The following is a 17,814-nucleotide window of genomic DNA, read 5'->3' as shown; positions in this document are numbered from 1 at the left end:
ATGCGCGTGATGGCACAGATGGCCATGGTGATGAACCTCGACAAGTGCATCGGCTGCCACACCTGCAGCGTCACCTGTAAGCAGGCATGGACCAATCGTGGTGGCACCGAATACATGTGGTTCAACAATGTGGAAACCCGTCCAGGACAGGGCTATCCACGGCAGTACCAGGACCAGGAGAAGTGGAAGGGGGGCTGGGAACTCAGCAGGCGCGGCAAGCTGACCCTGAAATCCGGCTCCCGGATGAAGCGGCTGCTGAACATCTTCGCCAATCCGGACTTGCCGACGGTGACCGATTATTACGAGCCGTGGAGCTACGACTACGACAACCTGCTGTCGGCTCCCGCCATGGACACCACACCGGTTGCGCAGCCGAAATCACTGATCACCGGGAAGAACACCGACATCACCTGGGGCGCGAACTGGGATGACGACCTCGGCGGCGGCCCGGAGCAGGTCGGCAAGGATCCACTGCTCGCGCGGCTGTCGGACCAGGTGAAGCTGGAGTTCGAGCAGACCTTCATGTTCTATCTGCCCCGGATCTGCGAGCACTGCCTCAACCCGTCGTGCGTCGCCTCGTGCCCCTCGGGCGCGATCTACAAGCGCTCCGAAGACGGCATCGTGCTGGTCGATCAGGACAAGTGTCGAGGATGGCGGCAGTGCGTCACCGGCTGCCCGTACAAGAAGATCTACTTCAATCACAAGACCGGCAAAGCCGAGAAGTGCACGTTCTGCTACCCGCGCGTGGAAGTCGGCATGCCGACGGTGTGTTCGGAAACCTGTGTCGGGCGGCTGCGCTACATCGGCGTGATGTTGTACGACGCCGACGCCGTGCTCGCGGCCGCGTCCGTCACCGACACCAAGGATCTCTATCCTTCGCAGCTGGGCGTTTTCCTCAATCCGCACGATCCCCGAGTGGTCGCCGAAGCCGAGCGCGCCGGGATCTCACCGGAATGGATCGATGCCGCACAGAACTCGCCGGTGTACAAGCTGATCGTCGACTACCAGATCGCGCTTCCGCTGCATCCGGAATACCGGACCATGCCGATGGTCTGGTACGTGCCACCGCTGTCGCCGGTGGTGGACGTGCTGTCGGAGACCGGTCACGACGGCGAGAACGCCTCGAACCTGTTCGGCGCCATCGACGCACTGCGCATCCCGATCGAATACCTCGCCGAGCTTTTCACCGCAGGTGAGGTCGGACCGGTGCGCGCCGCGCTCCAGCGGCTCGCGGCGATGCGGTCTTTCATGCGCTCGGTGAATCTCGGTGTGGAACCGGATCCTTCGATCGCACCGTCGGTGCGACTGGAGCCGGAGGAGATCGAGGCGATGTACCGGCTGCTGGCCATCGCGAAATACGAACACCGCTATGTGATTCCGACCGGTGCGGGGACCCAGGCGCACGAGCTGGACTCCCTCGCTACCGGCTGCAGCCTGGACACCGACGGCGGGCCCGGCATGACGGCATTCGACACCATGGTCGAGAAGTTCCATCTCACCGACACCAATGGCGCTGCGCCGCAGGAGAAGTCGAATCGCATCAACCTCCTGAACTGGGACGGGCGCAACACCGAGGGATTGGTTCCCGCCGCGAACGCCGCCCATGGCAACGGCGCCGATCCCCATGGCACGAACGGCCATGGCACGAACGGCGCGGCAACCAACGGTGCGACACGTGATGCTTCGGCCACCACGCCGACCGGAGCACAGCGATGAGTCTGCTGAAGGTGCGCAGGCGACCCGAGCCGGTCGTCCCGATGCCCGAGCGGGACCGCCGCCTGGTATGGCGGATCGCCGCACTGCTGCTCGACTACCCCGGCGAGCAGCTGCTGGCCGATATCGACCAGATTTCCGACGCCGCAGCACAATTGCCCGTCGAGGTCCGCTCGCACCTGCTGGACTTCCTCGCCCATCTGCGCGGCGTCGCGCAGCTCGAGCTGGCGAAGAAGTACGTCGAGACCTTCGATATGCGGCGTAGGTCGAGCATGCACCTGACGTTCTACGCCTACGGCGACACCCGCAAGCGCGGGATGGCGCTGCTGCGGTTCAAACACGCCTACCGGCATGCGGGCGTCGAGCTCGGCGACGAGGAATTGCCCGACCATCTGCCGGTGCTGCTGGAGTTCGCGGCGACCGTCGACCCGATCGGCGGCGAACGGTTGCTCGGCGAGCACGTGCCGGTGATAGAACTGCTACGACTGTCGCTGGCCGACAACGGTTCCCCGTATGCGGGGGTGCTGTCTGCCGTGGTGGCCACCCTGCCGCCGCTGACCACCGCGGACCGGCGGCGCATCGCCGAACTGGCCGCGCAGGGCCCACCGGAGGAAGAGGTCGGGCTCGACACCTTTGCCATGGACCCCGCGCTGTTCGACGGATCAGGAGGCCGCCGATGACGACCACCTTCTGGATGACGCTGCCCTATGTGGCGTTCACCTCGTTCCTGCTCGGCCATCTGTGGCGCTATCGCAACGACCAATTCGGCTGGACCACAAGGTCATCACAGATCTATGAGAGTCGTCTGCTGCGTCTCGGCAGCCCGTTGTTCCACTTCGGCATGCTCGGCGTGATCGGCGGGCATGTGCTCGGTGTGCTGATTCCGGAGTCCTGGACCGCCACCCTCGGCATCTCCGAGCACACCTACCACGTGGTCGCGGTGTCGGCGGGCTCTGTCGCCGGCCTCGCCGTGCTGCTCGGCGTCGGCATCCTGCTCTACCGCCGCGTCACCGTGCCCGCCGTCCGGAAGGCAACCACCCGCAACGACCAGCTCATGTACGCACTGCTGGCCGCAGCTCTCGTCACCGGCCTACTCAACACCTGGGGCAGCAACCTGCTGTGGGGCACCTACAACTACCGCGAGACCGTCTCCCCCTGGTTCCGTAGCCTTTTCACACTCCGCCCCGAGCCCGATCTGATGGTCGGCACCCCATGGACCTTCCAGGTCCACGGCCTTGTCGTGCTGACACTCATCGGGATCTGGCCCTACACCCGCCTGGTCCACATGTTCAGCGCCCCCGTCGGCTACCTCACCCGTCCCTACATCGTCTACCGCAGCAAAGAATCCAACGCCCCCGACAAGCGCCGCTATGCCCGCGCCTGGGATGCCCCCGTCACGCCGGAACACTGGCGCTGACCCCCGAGTTCGGGTCCTCTCACCCGATGCCCGACAGCCCCGTCCCGCCACTTCGGAGGGGCGGGGCTGTCTCCTGTCCTTGGCGGCCCTATCCGGGCTCAGGCCTGGTCGTAGGCGTCCTGAAGAGTCTGCAGGTCGATCTTGGACATGCTGCGCAGTGCGGTGGCGACGGCGGCGGTCTTGGCGGGATCGGCGCCCATCATCTTGGCGAGCGCGGCGGGGGCCACCTGCCAGGACAGGCCGTAGCGATCGGTGAGCCAACCGCACGGCCCCGGCTGGCCACCTTCCACCAGCGCGTCCCACAGGCGATCGACCTCGGCCTGGGTGTCGACGATGAGCTGCACCGATACGGCGTCGGTGAGCGGGTGCCCTGGACCGCCGTTCATCAGGGTGTAGGACTGGCCGTCGAGTTCGACGGCGACGATGAACGCCGAACCATCCGGGTGGCGGGTCACCTCGACGACGCGGGAGTTCGGCACGATCTCGGCGTAGCGGGTTGCGGCTTCCTCGGCCTGGCTGTCGAACCAGAAGAAGGTGGTGACGGTCATGGGGGGCTCCTTGCTCGATGGCTGACTTACTGTCACCCTTCGGTCGTAGCCGTCTGCCGCGCTTCGACGTATGTCGGGGAGATTTCTCGAGATTCTTTTCGCGGGCGCTCAGTGCGGGTCAAGCGCAGGGCGGGGCGTCCGCGTCCTGGAAGAGCGGTCTGCCGGCGGGTGGGGCATAGACCGCGTCGAGGACCAGCGGTTCGGTGCCCAGGTTCCGCCCGATATGGACATTCCACGCGCCGGGAGGTTCGTAGATGAACTCGCCCGTTCGGTACACGGGGGCGACACAGTCCGGGCCGGGGTGGGTCAGGGTGCCGGAGCGAACGAAGGCGAAGACCGGGCCGTCATGGTAGTGCCACCCGGTGGAACCGCCTGGGCCGATGGTGATTTCGCGGACGACGAGGTCCGTTCCCGCGACGAAAGGCAGCAACCCGGCCGGTATCTGGGTTTGAGCCAAGGTGACCGCGGTGATGTCCGACCCCGGGGTGGCGTGCGCGGTGGCCGCGCCCAAGGATGAACCGCCCAGCATCAGCACCGCGATGCCCGCACGTATGAATGGCGTCATCGAGGCAGCCTAATCATCGGCGCCTGCCACGGGGAAGGGCCGAACGGCCGAGAGCTTCTGGGCCACTGAAGTATTCGGCCAATTTGCACCGATTATCCGATATGTCGTAATCGGCGTGGCTCACGGTGTGCGAGTTCACCCACTATTCGCGTACGGCTTGCTGGTGTCGAGTTGCTGGACGCGCCGCGGACGTCCAGCATCGGATGCCATGCCGTCGAATTCCTTGAATCCAGCGGGTGACATCCCGGACACCGGAATACCAGCAGGCTCGGCCGCCCATATGACGATGGCCGAGCAGCACGCGTGGCATCGGGCTTTCCTGCGCCGCCACGCGGTATCCCGGCGCAATGTCCTGCGCGGTGCGGCCGCCGCGGCGGCGGTCGCGGCGGTCGGCGCCTCCCCGTTCGGCAAGCGGGCTTATGCCGAAGGGGCGCAGCTCGCGGTCGGCGGGCGGCACGTCGGATACGGGGCGGATGCGGCGAGCCAACTCCGGTTCTCCGGCCAACTGTCCCGTTCGCCCGCGGGTGCGAAGGTTTTTCTGGACCACGGGCCGACGCCCGCACTCGGCGGGACCGTCGAGGCCGAGGTCCGCAATCTGCTCACCCAGGTGCCGTCGAGTGACGGCGGGGTGCTCGCCGCGGAGCAGTTCTATGTGCACGCGCCGGTGGACGGGCTGCCGGGGCGACTGCCGCACTTCTACCGGTGGCGGACCGCGGACGGCTTCCTCGGCGACATCCGGACCGCGGCCCCTGCGATGCCCACCGCGCGCGCCGCGATCGTGCCGTTCCGCTTCACCATGATGGGCGACCAGGGCACCGACGCGACTCCGGGACAGCCGATCGGTGTCGCGGCGGGCGATTACGACGACAAGTACTACAAGCCGGACAACGACCCGACAGCGCCGCACGCGTCCAACGTGCTGCGCCAGATCGCCTCCGCCGCACCTGATTTCCATATCCTCGCCGGAGATATCGCCTATGCGGATCCCTCGGGCGCCGGAAAGCCCAATCAGTTCGTAGCCCACGGCGCGCAACTACCGAGCGGGTTCGACAAGTTCAATCCGTATGTGTGGGATGTCTACTTCGGCGCCATCGAGCTCAGCGCCGCTCAGACGCCGTGGCTGTTCGCCACGGGTAACCACGATATGGAAGCGACCTACGGAAGCCACGGTTACGCCGGACATCTGGCACGCCTGGACTTCCCCGGAAATGGCCCGGCCGGGTGCCCCTCGGCGTATTCGTTCACCTACGGCAATGTCGCGGTGCTCTCGCTCGACGCCAACGACGTCTCCTATGAGATTCGAGCGAACACCGGGTATTCCGGTGGGGCGCAGACGAGTTGGGTCGAACGCACCCTCGCGGGCTACCGCGCGAACCCGGACATCGACTTCATTGTCTGCTTCTTCCACCACTGCGCCTACTCGACCACCGAAGCGCACGCCAGCGACGGCGGCGTCCGCGATGCCTGGACCGGGCTGTTCGACAGGTATCAGGTAGATCTGGTGCTGCAGGGCCACAACCATGTCTACGAACGGACCGACCCGATTCGCGCAGGCGCGGCGACGAAGGTCGCAGGCGACAACTCCCTGGTCTATCCGGAAACCGACGGCACCGTCTACTACACCGTCGGCGGCGGTGGACGGCCGCGCTACGACTTCCAGCACGGCTCCCGGGAATCGTTCCGCGGCAACGAGTTGCCGGAGACCACCGTGCCCAACAGCTACGTGTGGACACCCGGCGGCGACAAGCAGGACGAATCGGCCCCGTGGTCGCGAGTCCGCTTCCGCAACTACTCGTTCCTGCGCGTCGATGTCCGGCCCGGCATCTTCTCCAGCGAAATGGAGGTGGTCGCCGTGGACGAATACGGTCGCGAGTTCGACCGGGTCACCTTCCGGCGGCTGGCCAGGCCGTAGCTCGACGCATCACTTCTTCGCGGGCAACGAGCGGGCGTAGTCGACACTGCGCTGCACCCACTCGTGCAGCGCCTCGTCGCTCGCCAGCGCTTCGTCGGTGACCCGCAGCCAGCCGCGCATCGACCGGCCGCCCATCACCATCGTCTCGACGAAGTCGTCGGCGAGCAGTTCGTCGGATTGCTCGGGATCGACCCTCACCAGCAGCCCGCCCTGCCTGCTGGCCGCCACCGCCATATTGCCGCCGATCAGGAATGCCAGACCGCCGAACATCTTCTTCTCGGTCAGATCGGGTCCGGGTTCGATGAGCTCCCGGATCCGGTCGGCCAGTTCCACGTCGTATGCCATAGGTCATATTGTCGCCCCGGGTACCGACAGGTTCGCGGCATCGCTTCCGGCGCGGTGACCCCGCTCGCCTGCGGTTATGCGCCGATAGCCGCGGCGAACATCGGCCAGGACTCGTGCAGGTCGTCTTGCCAGTAGGCCCAGGCGTGCGTGCCGGGGCGCAAATTCACCACGGCGGGGATGCCGAGCGCGGCGAGGCGGTCGGTGAAGGGGCGGGTGCAGCCGCCGATGATGGTTTCCATGACGCCACCGACGAGCATGCGGTCCGCCAGCCGCGCGGGATTGCCGTTGATGCCAGGGTCACCGAGGGTCTCGTGCACGCCGGGAGCGCCGTTGCCCGCCGAAACGTAGAGGGCGACGCCGCGCAGGCGCTCGGTCTGCACCATCGGATCGTGCTCGGCCCACAACGGGTTGTCGGGTGCGCCCCACATGTTGTCGGCATTCGCGCCGAACGGCGCGAGCGAGGCGTGGACATAGGCATTCGCCGCCGGGTCGCTGGTCCGCGGACACCCGCTGTAAGCGCCGACGGCCTGATAGAAGCCGGGTGCGCCGATCGCGAGGTTCAGTGCGGACGTCGCGGACATGGACAGTCCCGCAACGGCATTGCGCCCGGTCATCCCGAAACGCGACTCGAGCAGCGGGGGCAGCTCCCTGGTCAGGAAGGTGGTCCACTGATTGCGGCCGAGCGCGGGATCGTCGCGCAGCCAGTCGGTGTAATAGCTGGCCCGCCCGCTCATCGGAAGGATCACGTTGACGTTCTTGTCCGCGAAGAAGTCCGCGACATCGGTGCGGTTTGTCCACGGGCCGCCCTCTTCGCCGCCGTCCACGGCATTCAGCAAATACAGAGCAGGCGCGCCAGGACCAGGATGCGACATCCACAGCGTGATCGGACGATTCATCGCCGCCGAGTGGACCACCACCTCGAGTTGCCGTCCACCGAGCGGGCGCACATCGAGGATGCTGGAGCCGCCCGGGTCGGCCACAGCCGCCGTAGCTGGGACTATCGCAGCGGAAAGGGCAAGGAGGGAAACCAGGCATCGCAGCAGCCGGTACATATCCTGGATTCTTGCGCATCGGAATGCTGGAGGCTCGGACATTCGGCGCGCGTGTTCTCATGTCGAATACGCCCGCATGTCGGTGCTGCTATCGCAGGTTAGGTCCGCGCGTCGCATCCATCCAGCAATCGATCAGCGCAGCTGCGCGGCCGATCCCTGTGCGGCCTACGACGGGTAGGCGTACAGCCACTCCGCGCCTGCGACGAGGAACGGGAAGCCGGTGCTGATCGGCTCGCCGAAGCAGAATCGGGTGTTGTCATGGTCCGCTGCTGATGGCGCCCACAGGTTCGGCGATACACCCGAGGCGCGACCGCACGACAGGACAGATCATCGTGCTCGCACTTCCGCTCCCGGCCGACACCCCGGGTGGACCATGGACGGGGTCCGAACCGCCCATCAGGTGAATCCCGATATCGGGAAGACAACGGACTCATCGTGTACGCCATAGTGATCGATGATGTAGCCGGTCAGCGCTCCGAGCTCACGATGTGTGACGACAACACCTTTCGGCGTTCCCGTGCTGCCAGAGGCGTAGATCAGATAGGCGGGATGACCCGGCCGGAGCGCACGCGCCCGATCGGCATTGCCCACCGGGGAGCCCGCCTGCCTTGCGGCCCTCCCGACCGCGCGGGGATCGTCGAGCGCCAGCCAATCGATGCGGTGCCGACCGCAGTGGTCTGCTCCGTCGGAACGCGCCGCGGCGATATCACACTGCGCCGCATCATCAGCTCCGCGCCGTGGTGCGATGCCCGTGCCATATCGGGCCGCATCACCGGCGGCGACGCCGACGCCCTGGCGAGGTGTGAATTCACCGGAACAGGGCAGGCTCGGCCGTACCGTGGCGATCGTGAGTCCTTGGCGTGCACCGGAATCCGCGATCACCGCGGCGATGCGGCAGGCAGGCTCGACCGGGTCGACCGGCACGAAGCAGGCGCCTGTCTTGGCCACGGCCCACAGCGCCAGCACGGATTCCGGGGAGCGCGGCACCGCGACTACGACGAACTCCCCGGGCCCCGCACCATCCGCCATCAGCTCCCGCGCCCAACGCGAGGACGCCTCGTCCAACTCCCGGTAGGTCATGCTGCGCTCACCATCACGCAGGGCGACCGCGTCAGGAGCGGTCCCTGCCTGCAGCAGTTCCGGCAGCAATCCGGTCTGCGCGACGTCGGCGCGCACGCTTCGCCGAGCCTCCGGCACGGTGTCGTCGCCGAATCCCGTCACAACGCCTCCCCGCTATATCGGAAAGTATGCTGCTGAAGAATGTCCGGGCAAACCTACGGCATCCGCTGGGGAGGTGCTGGTATTCCACGCCGTCCGGATGTCGCCCTGGCTGGGGCTACGCCGGAACCGTCGGGCCCGGCCGGATGCCGATTACGCCTACCACCTCCGCGAGTACGTCGTCGAGATCGCTGGCGGTGACGCCGAAAGTGTTCCGAATCGCCGAATCGTCGACGGTGAACTTCCGGTGCGACATGTAGTAGGTCTCGAACAACTCACCCCAGAACGGATCGGTATTGCCCAGCAGCGTCAATTCCCGATCCGTCATCACCGACAGGTGCGGCGCGGGCGCGCCTGCCGCGGCGGCGAACCGCTCGGCGACCTCACGCACAGTAGATGTGATACTCGGCGCCAGCCAGGCCCTGCCCCACGCCCGATCGTCACGGGCCACCGCGACCAGCGCGGCCGCGGCGTCGCCGATCGCGGTGTAGGTATGCGGCAGGTCGAGTTCCTGAGGCACCAGCGCAAGCTGTCCGGCAAGGACTTTCGGCTGCACCACGATCGAGAACAGCGACGCCGCGCCCGCGCCGAGGAACTGCCCGGCCCGCACCTCGGTCGCGCGCAGCCTGCCCGCATCGTGCGCGACCTTCGCGTCCTGCCACATCTGCGCGCGCACCCGGCCCTTGGGCCCGGTCGCCGCGAGCGGTGCGTCTTCGGTGAGGACGCTGTTCGACGGGCCGTAGCCATACAGGTTGCCGAGCATCACATAGTTCGCTCCGGACTGCTCCGCGGCCGACTGGATAGACCCGAACAAGGGCGGCACCGTCTCTGGCCACGTGTGATAGGGGGGCATGGCCAGGTTGAACACGGTGTCGGCGCCCTTCGCCAGTGCGGCGAGGGCGGCTGTATCACCAGCGTCGAGCGCGATCCGTTCGATATTCGGGTGCTCCGGACCTGTCCCGCTGCGGCTGACCACCCGTACCTGGTCGCCGGACTCGGCCAGCCGAACCGCGGTGGCCGATGCGGTGCCGCCACGGCCGATAATGACATGCGTTGGCATGCGAGTTCCCTTCTCAGACAAGTTAATTCACGCGATCGTCGGAGGCTCGGATGCCGTTGCCGAGCGCGTGAGATCAACTGTGCCCGCCGCGCGGGAGGTAGGCTAGTGGCCGATTAGCCATCTATCCCAAGGATCAGGCCATGAAGACTGTGGCGGTTGTCGCGGTAGCGCCGGTGAAGGCCTTCGACCTCGCCATGCCCGAAACACTGCTCGGTGCGGTGACGACGGACGGCGAGCCCGGGTACCGGATAGTGGTGTGCACCGCCGAGCCTGGCGTGGTGCGGGCCACCCTCGGCGGTTTCGATGTCGTGGTGGCGCGCGGCTTGGACGCCATCGACGAGGCGGACACGGTCATCGTGCCGAGCACCGGTAGTCGCGGCACGGCCGACCAAGCCACCCTGGCGGCGTTGCGGCGCGCCGTGGACCAGGGCAAACGCGTCACCTCCATCTGCAGCGGCGCCTTCGTGCTCGCCCAGGCGGGCCTGCTCGCGGGCCGCACCGCGACCACTCATTGGGGACTCGCCGACGAGCTGGCCACGATGTTCCCCGACGTGACCGTCCGCAGCGACGCCCTGTTCATCGAGGACGGACCGCTCACCACCGCAGCGGGGGCTGCCGCCGGAATCGACCTGTGCCTACACCTGATTCGCTGCGACTACGGCGCGACCATCGCCAACGCGGCCGCCCGCGCCGCCGTCGTCACGCCGGTTCGCCCCGGTGGCCAGGCCCAATTCGTCGACGCCCCACTGCCGCCCGAGAACGGCCTTTCCCTGGCCGCCACCCGCAACTGGGCCATGGAACGCCTCGACACGCCCCTGTCCCTCGACGAGCTGGCCGGCCACGCCCGCACCAGCGTGCGCACCCTCACCCGCCGCTTCCACGAGGAGACCGGACTCAGCCCACAGAAATGGCTTCTGCACCAACGCATCCAGCGGGCAAGGGAACTGCTCGAATCCACCGCACTTCCGATGGATCAGGTGGCCAGGCACAGCGGCATCGGCTCCGCGGAATCGCTGCGTCAGCACATGATCCGCCACGTCGGTATCCCGCCGACCGTCTACCGGGCCTCGTTCACCCGGACGCCGCGCCGGTCCGTGTGAAGACGGTTCCCGATCCGGCACGACCGGCGCCCTCGTGCGGCGAATTCCGAGGCCCCACGATCGCACGCAGACCACCGGGCAAGACGTTGGAATCCATTGCCGAGGTCGTGCGCGCGCCGACGAGCAGAGTCACGGTCGGCCGATTCCGGACAGTCCGATCTTCTGGCGGAACGGGAATCGGGACGCGCTGATACCACCGTCGTAGGCGATCGTTCGCCGAGATGGCGACAGCGACCGAAGGTGCGATCAGAGCGCGCGGACGCGGACCAATTCGCGTGCGGCGCTGCGATAACGGTTCGCGATGAGGCGGACGACAGCCGGATGGACGCCGATCGGCTCGGCGACGCCGTCAGCTCCCGCGTCGTGCAACCGCTGCTGGAACAGGCCGTGCGCCAGCAGGTAGGAGGCGATGAAGACTCGTTGGGGGCCCGAGTCGCGCAGGGCGGCAACCACGTCCGGAACGCGTGGCGCTCCGGTCGCGACATAGCCGATGCGAACCGGTGCGCCGAGGTGCTCGGCGAGCATCGCCGCGGCACGCCGAACATCCTGGCGAGCCCTGGCATCGGAGGATCCCGCGGCGGCGAAGACCACCGCATCACCGGGACGCCAACCTGCCGCGCGCAAGCGCATGGCCATGACCCGCGCCAGCGCCGGGTCCGGACCCATGGCCGCAGTGACGGCGACGGCGGGGTGGCCGCTGTCCGACACTTCCCGCGGCACATCGTGATACACGTGGTACCCGGAGGCCAGGAAGGCCGGAACCACCACGGCCGCAACGGCTTCCCCTGCGGCATCGGTGAGGTCACCCAGGACCTCCGACGGCGAAGGGCCGAGCACATCGACGAATGCGGTGCGCACCACGGGCGGCTCGGAATCCGAGGTACCGGGAGAACCGGCGCCGCGCACCGAAACCGCGGCGCCGAGTTCCCGCGTCACCGCCTCGGCCAGCGCGGCGATCATCTGCACGCCCTTGGCGCTCCTGGTGCCGTGCGCCACCAGAACCAGGGCCGGAGCCGTCATCAGCGCCCCGTGATCTGTGCGTATCGCGCCGCCCGCACCGGTGTCGCGATACCGGACAGCTCCGGGCGCGGATAGTTGTCGGTGCATTCGACGGCGTCCAGCGCCAGGCGATAGCCCCGTTTGACCACGGTCTGGATCGCTTTCGGGGTGCCGAGCCCGGCACGCAGCCTGGCGATCGCGGTTTCCACGGCATGCGTGTCGTCACCGCCGCCGGGCAGCGCCGCGAGCAGGTCCTCGCGGGACACGACCCGACCGGGCTGGCGAGCAAGCGACCGCATCAACGCCATCGGCGCGGGCGCGAGCTGCCGCACCGATCCGTCGACGACCACACACGCGCCGCGCACGCTGATCGTGTGCCCCGCCGCATAGATTCGATTCGCACGCCGCGGCAGCTCCTCGGCGACATGCCTGGCCAGCGCACCCAGCCGGGCCCGGCCCGGCATCGTGGTCGGCACACCGAGTTCCTCGAGCGGCGCCGCCGTGATCGGCCCGACGCAGGCAGGCAGCACCCGGCCGCGCAACGCGTGCAGCACCCCCTCGATCAGCCCGGTTTCCTTGGCGCGCATCAATAGTGACGCCACGGCAGGCGCACTGGTGAAGGTCACGCAGTCCAGGTTTCCGGTGACGATGGCCTCGATCAGGTTGTCCATCGGACCCTGATCCTCCGGCGGAATCCAGCGATACACCGGGACCGGAACGACATCCGCTCCCGCACATCGCAATACCTCACAGAAGTCGGGGACCGGCTCCCATTCGGTGGTGGCGCCGTGCAATTGGACCGCGATCCGCACGCCTTCGACGCCCTCGGCGAGCAGATGGTCGAGCACCTCGGCCGAGGACTCCGAGGCAGGCGACCATTCCTCGCGCAGTTCCGCGGCGCGGATGGCCCCCTTGGCCTTCGGTCCGCGCGCGAGCATCCGGACCGAAGCCAGCGTGCCGCGCAGATCTTCGGCGATCCCCCAGCCCTCGGCAGCCTCCATCCAGCCACGGAAGCCGATTCCGGTGGTGGCCACCGCGATCTGTGGCGGATCCTCGACGAGCAGCCGGGTCACCCGCTCCAATTCGGTGTCGTCGGCGAGTGGAATGATCCGAATGGCCGGGGCGGAGACGACACCGGCGCCTCGTCGAACCAGCAGCGTGGCGAACTCGTCTGCTCGCCTGGCCGCCGTGATGCCGACCGTGAATCCGGCCAGGCAGGCGCCCGCGTCGATTGTTGTCATGCCGATCGACCGTCCGTGGAGGAGTCGAGCTCGGAGGCGACCGGCTCGTTGGAAATCGAAACGATGCCGTCGTAGACCCGCACCGCGTACACCGGCAGCGCTGCCGAATCGTCGTCGAGGCAATGCCCGTCGAGCAACGAGAACGCCTGCTTCAGCAGCGGTGAGGCCACGACGGGAATACCGCCGCGATCACCGACGATCCCGCGCGACATCACGGCCGCTCGACCGATCGGATCGATATTGCCGACGGCAGCGAGTGTGCCGTCCGATAGCAGGAACAAGGCGGCCTGCCGGCCGCCTTTGAGCAACACCGCAACGCCGCGGCCGGGAATCAGGTAGTCGAGCCGGCAAGCCTGCGTCCACCCGGTGGTGGCTGCCGCGCTAAAGCCGGGGGTATCGATCACGGTCATCGGTGTCATCCTCCAAACGCCTTACCCATTGGTACCGGCGTCCTGTTTCTAGGGGGTTACGCGGTTATTGCCCGCTCGAGGCGACCGGGAGTTCCGGCATCCCGAGCAACACCGGCACCTTGCGTTCCCCGCTGTCGTCGAACGAAATGGTCGGATCCGACTCTTCGGGGGCGTTGACGAAGGAGACGAAACGCGACAGCTTCTTTTCGTCGTCGAGCACCGCGGCCCATTCGTCGCGGTAGCCGGCGACATGCTGAGCCATCGCGGCCTCGAGATCATCGGCGATGCCCAAGCTGTCCTCGCAGACGACCTGCTTGAGATAGTCCATACCGCCCTCGAGGGCCTCTTGCCACGGCGCGGTGCGCTGCAGGCGGTCGGCGGTGCGAATGTAGAACATCAGGTATCGGTCGATGTACTTGATCAGCGTCTCGTCATCGAGCTCACCGGCGAGCAGCACCGCGTGCTTGGGTGTGAGACCACCGTTGCCGCCGACGTAGAGGTTCCAGCCGTTTTCGGTGGCGATGACACCGACGTCCTTGCCACGAGCCTCCGCGCATTCCCGAGCGCACCCGGATACCGCCAGCTTGAGCTTGTGCGGCGAACGCAGGCCGCGGTACCGCTTCTCCAGCAGCACGGCCATGCCGACCGAGTCCTGCTGACCATAGCGGCACCAGGTGGAGCCGACACAGCTCTTCACGGTGCGCAGCGACTTGCCGTAGGCGTGGCCGGACTCCATGCCGACATCCACGAGGCGCTTCCAGATCAGCGGCAGCTGTTCGACCCGCGCGCCGAACAGGTCGATGCGCTGACCGCCGGTGACCTTGACGTAGAGACCGAACTCCTTGGCCACCTCGCCGATGGTGATCAACTGGTCGGCGGTGACCTCGCCACCTGGCATCCGCGGCACCACGGAGTAGGTGCCGTTCTTCTGCAGGTTGGCAAGGAAGTGGTCGTTGGTGTCCTGCAGTGCGGCCTGCTCGCCGTCGAGGATGTGCTCGCTCGAGGTGGAGGCCAGGACGGAGGCGACCGTCGGCTTGCAGATATCGCAGCCGGTGCCCTTGCCGTGCTTGGCGATCAGGGCGGAGAAGGTGCGGATGCCGGTGACCTGGACGATCTGGAACAGCTCGGCACGCGACTGGCCGAAGTGCTCGCACAGCGCCTTGGACATCTCGACGCCGGACTGCTCCAGCAGCTTCTTGAGCATGGGAACGCAACCGCCGCACGAAGTTCCAGCGGAGGTGCAGCTCTTGATCGCAGGCACATCGCAGGCGCCGTCGCCGATCGCACCGCAGATCGCGCCCTTGGAAACGTTATTGCAGGAGCAGATCTGGGCGTCATCGGGCAATGCGTCCGCGCCGAGTTCGGCACCGGCCGGGGAGATCAGCGCGGCGGGCTCGGCAGGAAGCGGGCGACCGACCAGCGGACGCAGTGCCGCGTAGGCGGTGGCGTCGCCGATCAGGATGCCACCGAGCAGGATCTTGGCATCGTCGGAGACAACGAGTTTGGCGTAGGTGCCCTTGGCGGCGTCGTGCAGCACCACCGACAGTGCGCCCTCCGTGGTGCCGTGCGCATCACCGAAGCTGGCCACATCGACACCCAGCAGCTTGAGCTTGGTCGACATATCCGCGCCGGGGAATTCGCCTGCGCCACCGAGCAATCGGTCCGCGACGATCTCCGCGGTGGTGTAGCCGGGGGCGACCAACCCATAGCAGGTGCCCTCGACGGCAGCGCATTCGCCGATCGCGTAAACGTTCGGGTCCGAGGTCCGCAAGCCGAGGTCGGTGATGATGCCGCCGCGCGGGCCGACCTCCAGACCGGAGTCACGGGCGATCTGATCGCGCGGGCGGACACCGGCGGAGAACACCACCAGCGCGGCGTCGATCACCGTCTCGTCGGAGAGGGTGACCTTCAATCGGCCGCCCGGCGTGCTGTCCGCATCGGCCTCGATCGACGAGGTGCCGACGCCCGTGTGCACTTCCAGGCCGAGGTCGGAGACCAGGCGCTCCAGGATGGCGCCACCGCCCTCGTCGACCTGGGCAGGCATCAGCCTGGCGTTGTACTCCACCACGTGCGGAGTCATCCCGAGCAACCGCAGCGCGTTGGCCGCTTCCAGTCCGAGCAGACCACCGCCGACGACCACACCGACCGCGCCGGGGCCGGCCGCCGTCGCAGTCGCCCGGATCCCGTCCAGGTCGTCGAGGGTGCGGTAGACGAAGCACTCCGGCAGGTCGTGGCCCGGCACCGGCGGCACGAACGGGTACGACCCGGTGGCGAGCACCAGCGCGTCGTAGGCGATGGTGTCGCCCGCGGAGGTGGTGACCTTGCGAGCCGCCCGGTCGATGGCGTCGGCACGCTGACCGAGCCGCAACTCGACCAGGTCGTCACCCGCGTACTCGTTGCCGGGCAATGCGAGCGCGCTCGTGTCCCACACGCCGACATAGGAGGACAGACCGACGCGGTCGTAGGCGGGCAGCCGCTCCTCGCTGAGGATGACGACCTGCCATTGGCCTGCCTCGTCCCTGGACCGCAGTGCCTCCACGAAGCGGTGCCCGACCATGCCGTGGCCGACGACCACGGCGATCTTGCGCTGAGCGGGTTCGACTGTCGAGTTCATGACTGTCCTCCGTTGGTATTTCGGCGTCAGGCTCGGGCCGACGGGCTGGCGGACGTGGACTTGGTGCTGGTCGAGTCGACGGCTTCGGCCTCGAGGACGAGTGCCTCCGCCTCGACGACGACGTCGGAATCGAGGCTCGCGGCGGCGGACGCCGACCGCATGCTCGGGCGGCGCAGGAAGACCACCCAGGTCAGCGCGGCGCAAGCCACGTAGAAGGCCATGAAGACCCAGAACGCGGTCGTGGCCGACGCGGTCGAGGCGTAGGAAGACCGCAGCACCAGGTTGATGCCGACCCCGCCGAGCGCGCCGATGGCGCCGACGAAACCGATGAGGGCGCCCGAGGTGTTCTGCGACCACGCGGCCTGGGAGGCCTGGCTCACGTCCAGACTCTTGGACTTGGCGTCGAAAACCGACGGGATGATCTTGGTGACCGATCCGTTGCCGATGCCGGACAGCACGAACAGCGCGATGAACCCGCCGATCAGCGTGACCATCACCGCACCGCTGGGCACACCGCCGTTGCGATCACCGACGGTGCTGGCCGCCGCGACGACGACGGCCGCGACCATCATCGCCCCGAAGACGTACATGGTGACCTTGCTGCCGCCGATCTTGTCGGCCCATTTGCCGCCGTAGGGACGCGCCAGCGACCCGAGCAACGGTCCGATGAACGCGATCTGCGCGGCATGCAGCGCCGCCTGCGCCGCGGTATCGCCACCGGCCTTGAAGCTGATCTGCAGCACCTGACCGAAGGCGAAGCTGTAGCCGATGAAGGAGCCGAAGGTGCCGATGTAGAGAAACGCGATCGCCCAGGACTGCGGCACCCGCAGCGCCGTGATCATGTACGAGAGGTCGGCCTTCTGGTTCTTCAGATTGTCCATGTACAGCGCGGCGCCGACACCCGCCAGCGCGACCAGCACCAGGTAGGCGGCGCAGATCAGCGAGGCGTAGCCATTGCCGAGAGTGGCGATGATCAGCAGGCCGAGCAGCTGGATGACCGGAACACCGATATTTCCGCCGCCCGCGTTCAGGCCGAGCGCCCAGCCCTTGAGCCGCTGCGGGTAGAAGGCATTGATATTGGTCATCGAAGAGGCGAAATTGCCGCCACCGAAACCGGCGAAGGCCGCGACGACGAGGAAGGTCGTGTACGAGGTGCCGGGCTGGTTGATGAAATACAGCGTGAGCAGCGTCGGAATGAGCAGCAACACCGCGCTGAAAATGGTCCAGTTGCGACCGCCGAACCGTGCCGTCGCGACGGTGTAGGGAATCCGCAGGATCGCGCCGACGAGGGTCGGCACCGCGACAAGAAAGAATTTGCCCGCCGGATCGATGCCGAATGTGTCGGTGGGCATGAACAGCACCATGACCGACCAGATCGACCACACCGAAAAACCGACGTGCTCGGCGAAGACCGACCAGATCAGGTTTCGTTTGGCGACATCTTTGCCGCCTGCCTCCCAGGCCGCGACATCTTCGGCATCCCAGCGCTCGATGTTGTGGTTACGCGTCAGCGTGCTCAACAAGGGCCTCCCAAAATCGGTTAGCCCAACCGTAGGAAACGGGTATTGCCGAAATGCTGCGCGAAATGACCGTCAAATCAACGGTTGCTCACGATTACCC

Annotated in this window: 16 protein-coding genes; 5 read left to right on the top strand and 11 right to left on the bottom strand. The window is 67.2% G+C overall.

From position 1 onward, the window contains the following. The 3 genes from narH to narI are packed head-to-tail and all read left to right on the top strand — an operon-like array spanning position 1 to position 3,130. Positions 1-1,716 (top strand): nitrate reductase subunit beta, encoded by a 1,716-nt coding sequence (gene narH, locus ACFU4Z_RS09290; RefSeq protein WP_379060948.1) that lies wholly within the window; start codon positions 1-3, stop codon positions 1,714-1,716. Further along, positions 1,713-2,393 (top strand): nitrate reductase molybdenum cofactor assembly chaperone, encoded by a 681-nt coding sequence (gene narJ / locus ACFU4Z_RS09285; RefSeq protein WP_379060946.1) that lies wholly within the window; start codon positions 1,713-1,715, stop codon positions 2,391-2,393. The genes narH and narJ overlap by 4 nt, the downstream gene beginning before the upstream one ends. Beyond that, positions 2,390-3,130, top strand: a complete 741-nt coding sequence (narI, locus tag ACFU4Z_RS09280; protein WP_379060945.1) for a respiratory nitrate reductase subunit gamma — start codon at positions 2,390-2,392, stop codon at positions 3,128-3,130. The genes narJ and narI overlap by 4 nt, the downstream gene beginning before the upstream one ends. Positions 3,131-3,228: 98 nt before the next feature. Here the strand turns inward: narI and ACFU4Z_RS09275 are convergent, their stop codons facing one another. Then, complete coding sequence (locus tag ACFU4Z_RS09275) at positions 3,229-3,678, bottom strand: VOC family protein (RefSeq protein WP_379060944.1); 450 nt, start codon at positions 3,676-3,678, stop codon at positions 3,229-3,231. Positions 3,679-3,796: 118 nt separating this feature from the next. After that, positions 3,797-4,243 carry a cupin domain-containing protein gene (locus ACFU4Z_RS09270; protein ID WP_379060942.1) on the bottom strand — a complete coding sequence of 149 codons (447 nt, stop codon included), beginning with the start codon at positions 4,241-4,243 and terminating at the stop codon, positions 3,797-3,799. Positions 4,244-4,451: 208 nt separating this feature from the next. Here ACFU4Z_RS09270 and ACFU4Z_RS09265 point away from each other — a divergent pair, with 208 nt between their 5' ends. Further along, the gene (locus tag ACFU4Z_RS09265) at positions 4,452-6,155 is read left to right on the top strand and encodes a metallophosphoesterase (protein ID WP_379060941.1); all 1,704 of its coding nucleotides are present in this window, start codon (positions 4,452-4,454) and stop codon (positions 6,153-6,155) included. Positions 6,156-6,164: 9 nt separating this feature from the next. Here the strand turns inward: ACFU4Z_RS09265 and ACFU4Z_RS09260 are convergent, their stop codons facing one another. The 4 genes from ACFU4Z_RS09260 to ACFU4Z_RS09245 all read right to left on the bottom strand — a co-directional run bounded on the left by ACFU4Z_RS09260 (position 6,165) and on the right by ACFU4Z_RS09245 (position 9,830). Then, positions 6,165-6,500 carry a TfoX/Sxy family protein gene (locus tag ACFU4Z_RS09260; protein ID WP_379060940.1) on the bottom strand — a complete coding sequence of 112 codons (336 nt, stop codon included), beginning with the start codon at positions 6,498-6,500 and terminating at the stop codon, positions 6,165-6,167. A gap of 74 nt (positions 6,501-6,574) precedes the next feature. Continuing rightward, entirely contained in the window at positions 6,575-7,552 is a 978-nt protein-coding gene (locus tag ACFU4Z_RS09255) for an alpha/beta hydrolase (RefSeq protein ID WP_379060939.1), read from the bottom strand. 396 nt (positions 7,553-7,948) lie between these two features. After that, positions 7,949-8,773: an AMP-binding protein gene (locus ACFU4Z_RS09250; RefSeq protein ID WP_379060938.1), complete on the bottom strand. Its 825-nt coding sequence runs from the start codon at positions 8,771-8,773 to the stop codon at positions 7,949-7,951. Positions 8,774-8,888: 115 nt separating this feature from the next. Next, entirely contained in the window at positions 8,889-9,830 is a 942-nt protein-coding gene (locus tag ACFU4Z_RS09245; protein ID WP_379060937.1) for a saccharopine dehydrogenase NADP-binding domain-containing protein, read from the bottom strand. Between the two features lie 140 nt (positions 9,831-9,970). On the opposite strand from ACFU4Z_RS09245, the gene ACFU4Z_RS09240 reads away from it, so the two are divergent. Beyond that, on the top strand, positions 9,971-10,930 hold the full coding sequence (locus ACFU4Z_RS09240) for a GlxA family transcriptional regulator (protein ID WP_379060936.1): 960 nt from the start codon (positions 9,971-9,973) through the stop codon (positions 10,928-10,930). Positions 10,931-11,176: 246 nt separating this feature from the next. On the opposite strand, the gene ACFU4Z_RS09235 is transcribed toward ACFU4Z_RS09240, so the two are convergent. The 5 genes from ACFU4Z_RS09235 to ACFU4Z_RS09215 all read right to left on the bottom strand — a co-directional run bounded on the left by ACFU4Z_RS09235 (position 11,177) and on the right by ACFU4Z_RS09215 (position 17,717). After that, the gene (locus ACFU4Z_RS09235) at positions 11,177-11,950 is read right to left on the bottom strand and encodes a sirohydrochlorin chelatase (protein WP_379060934.1); all 774 of its coding nucleotides are present in this window, start codon (positions 11,948-11,950) and stop codon (positions 11,177-11,179) included. Continuing rightward, entirely contained in the window at positions 11,950-13,170 is a 1,221-nt protein-coding gene (locus ACFU4Z_RS09230) for a uroporphyrinogen-III synthase (RefSeq protein ID WP_379060933.1), read from the bottom strand. The genes ACFU4Z_RS09235 and ACFU4Z_RS09230 overlap by 1 nt, the downstream gene beginning before the upstream one ends. Further along, on the bottom strand, positions 13,167-13,580 hold the full coding sequence (nirD, locus tag ACFU4Z_RS09225) for a nitrite reductase small subunit NirD (protein ID WP_379060932.1): 414 nt from the start codon (positions 13,578-13,580) through the stop codon (positions 13,167-13,169). Before nirD ends, ACFU4Z_RS09230 begins: the two co-directional genes overlap by 4 nt. 64 nt (positions 13,581-13,644) lie before the next feature. Beyond that, positions 13,645-16,194, bottom strand: a complete 2,550-nt coding sequence (gene nirB, locus ACFU4Z_RS09220; protein ID WP_379060931.1) for a nitrite reductase large subunit NirB — start codon at positions 16,192-16,194, stop codon at positions 13,645-13,647. Positions 16,195-16,220: 26 nt separating this feature from the next. After that, positions 16,221-17,717, bottom strand: a complete 1,497-nt coding sequence (locus tag ACFU4Z_RS09215) for a nitrate/nitrite transporter (protein ID WP_379060930.1) — start codon at positions 17,715-17,717, stop codon at positions 16,221-16,223. Positions 17,718-17,814: the final 97 nt, after the last annotated feature.

The organism is Nocardia sp. NPDC057440, from assembly GCF_042802915.1.
Taxonomy (GTDB): Bacteria; Actinomycetota; Actinomycetes; order Mycobacteriales; family Mycobacteriaceae; genus Nocardia.
This window is presented reverse-complemented; position numbering and strand designations above follow the sequence as displayed.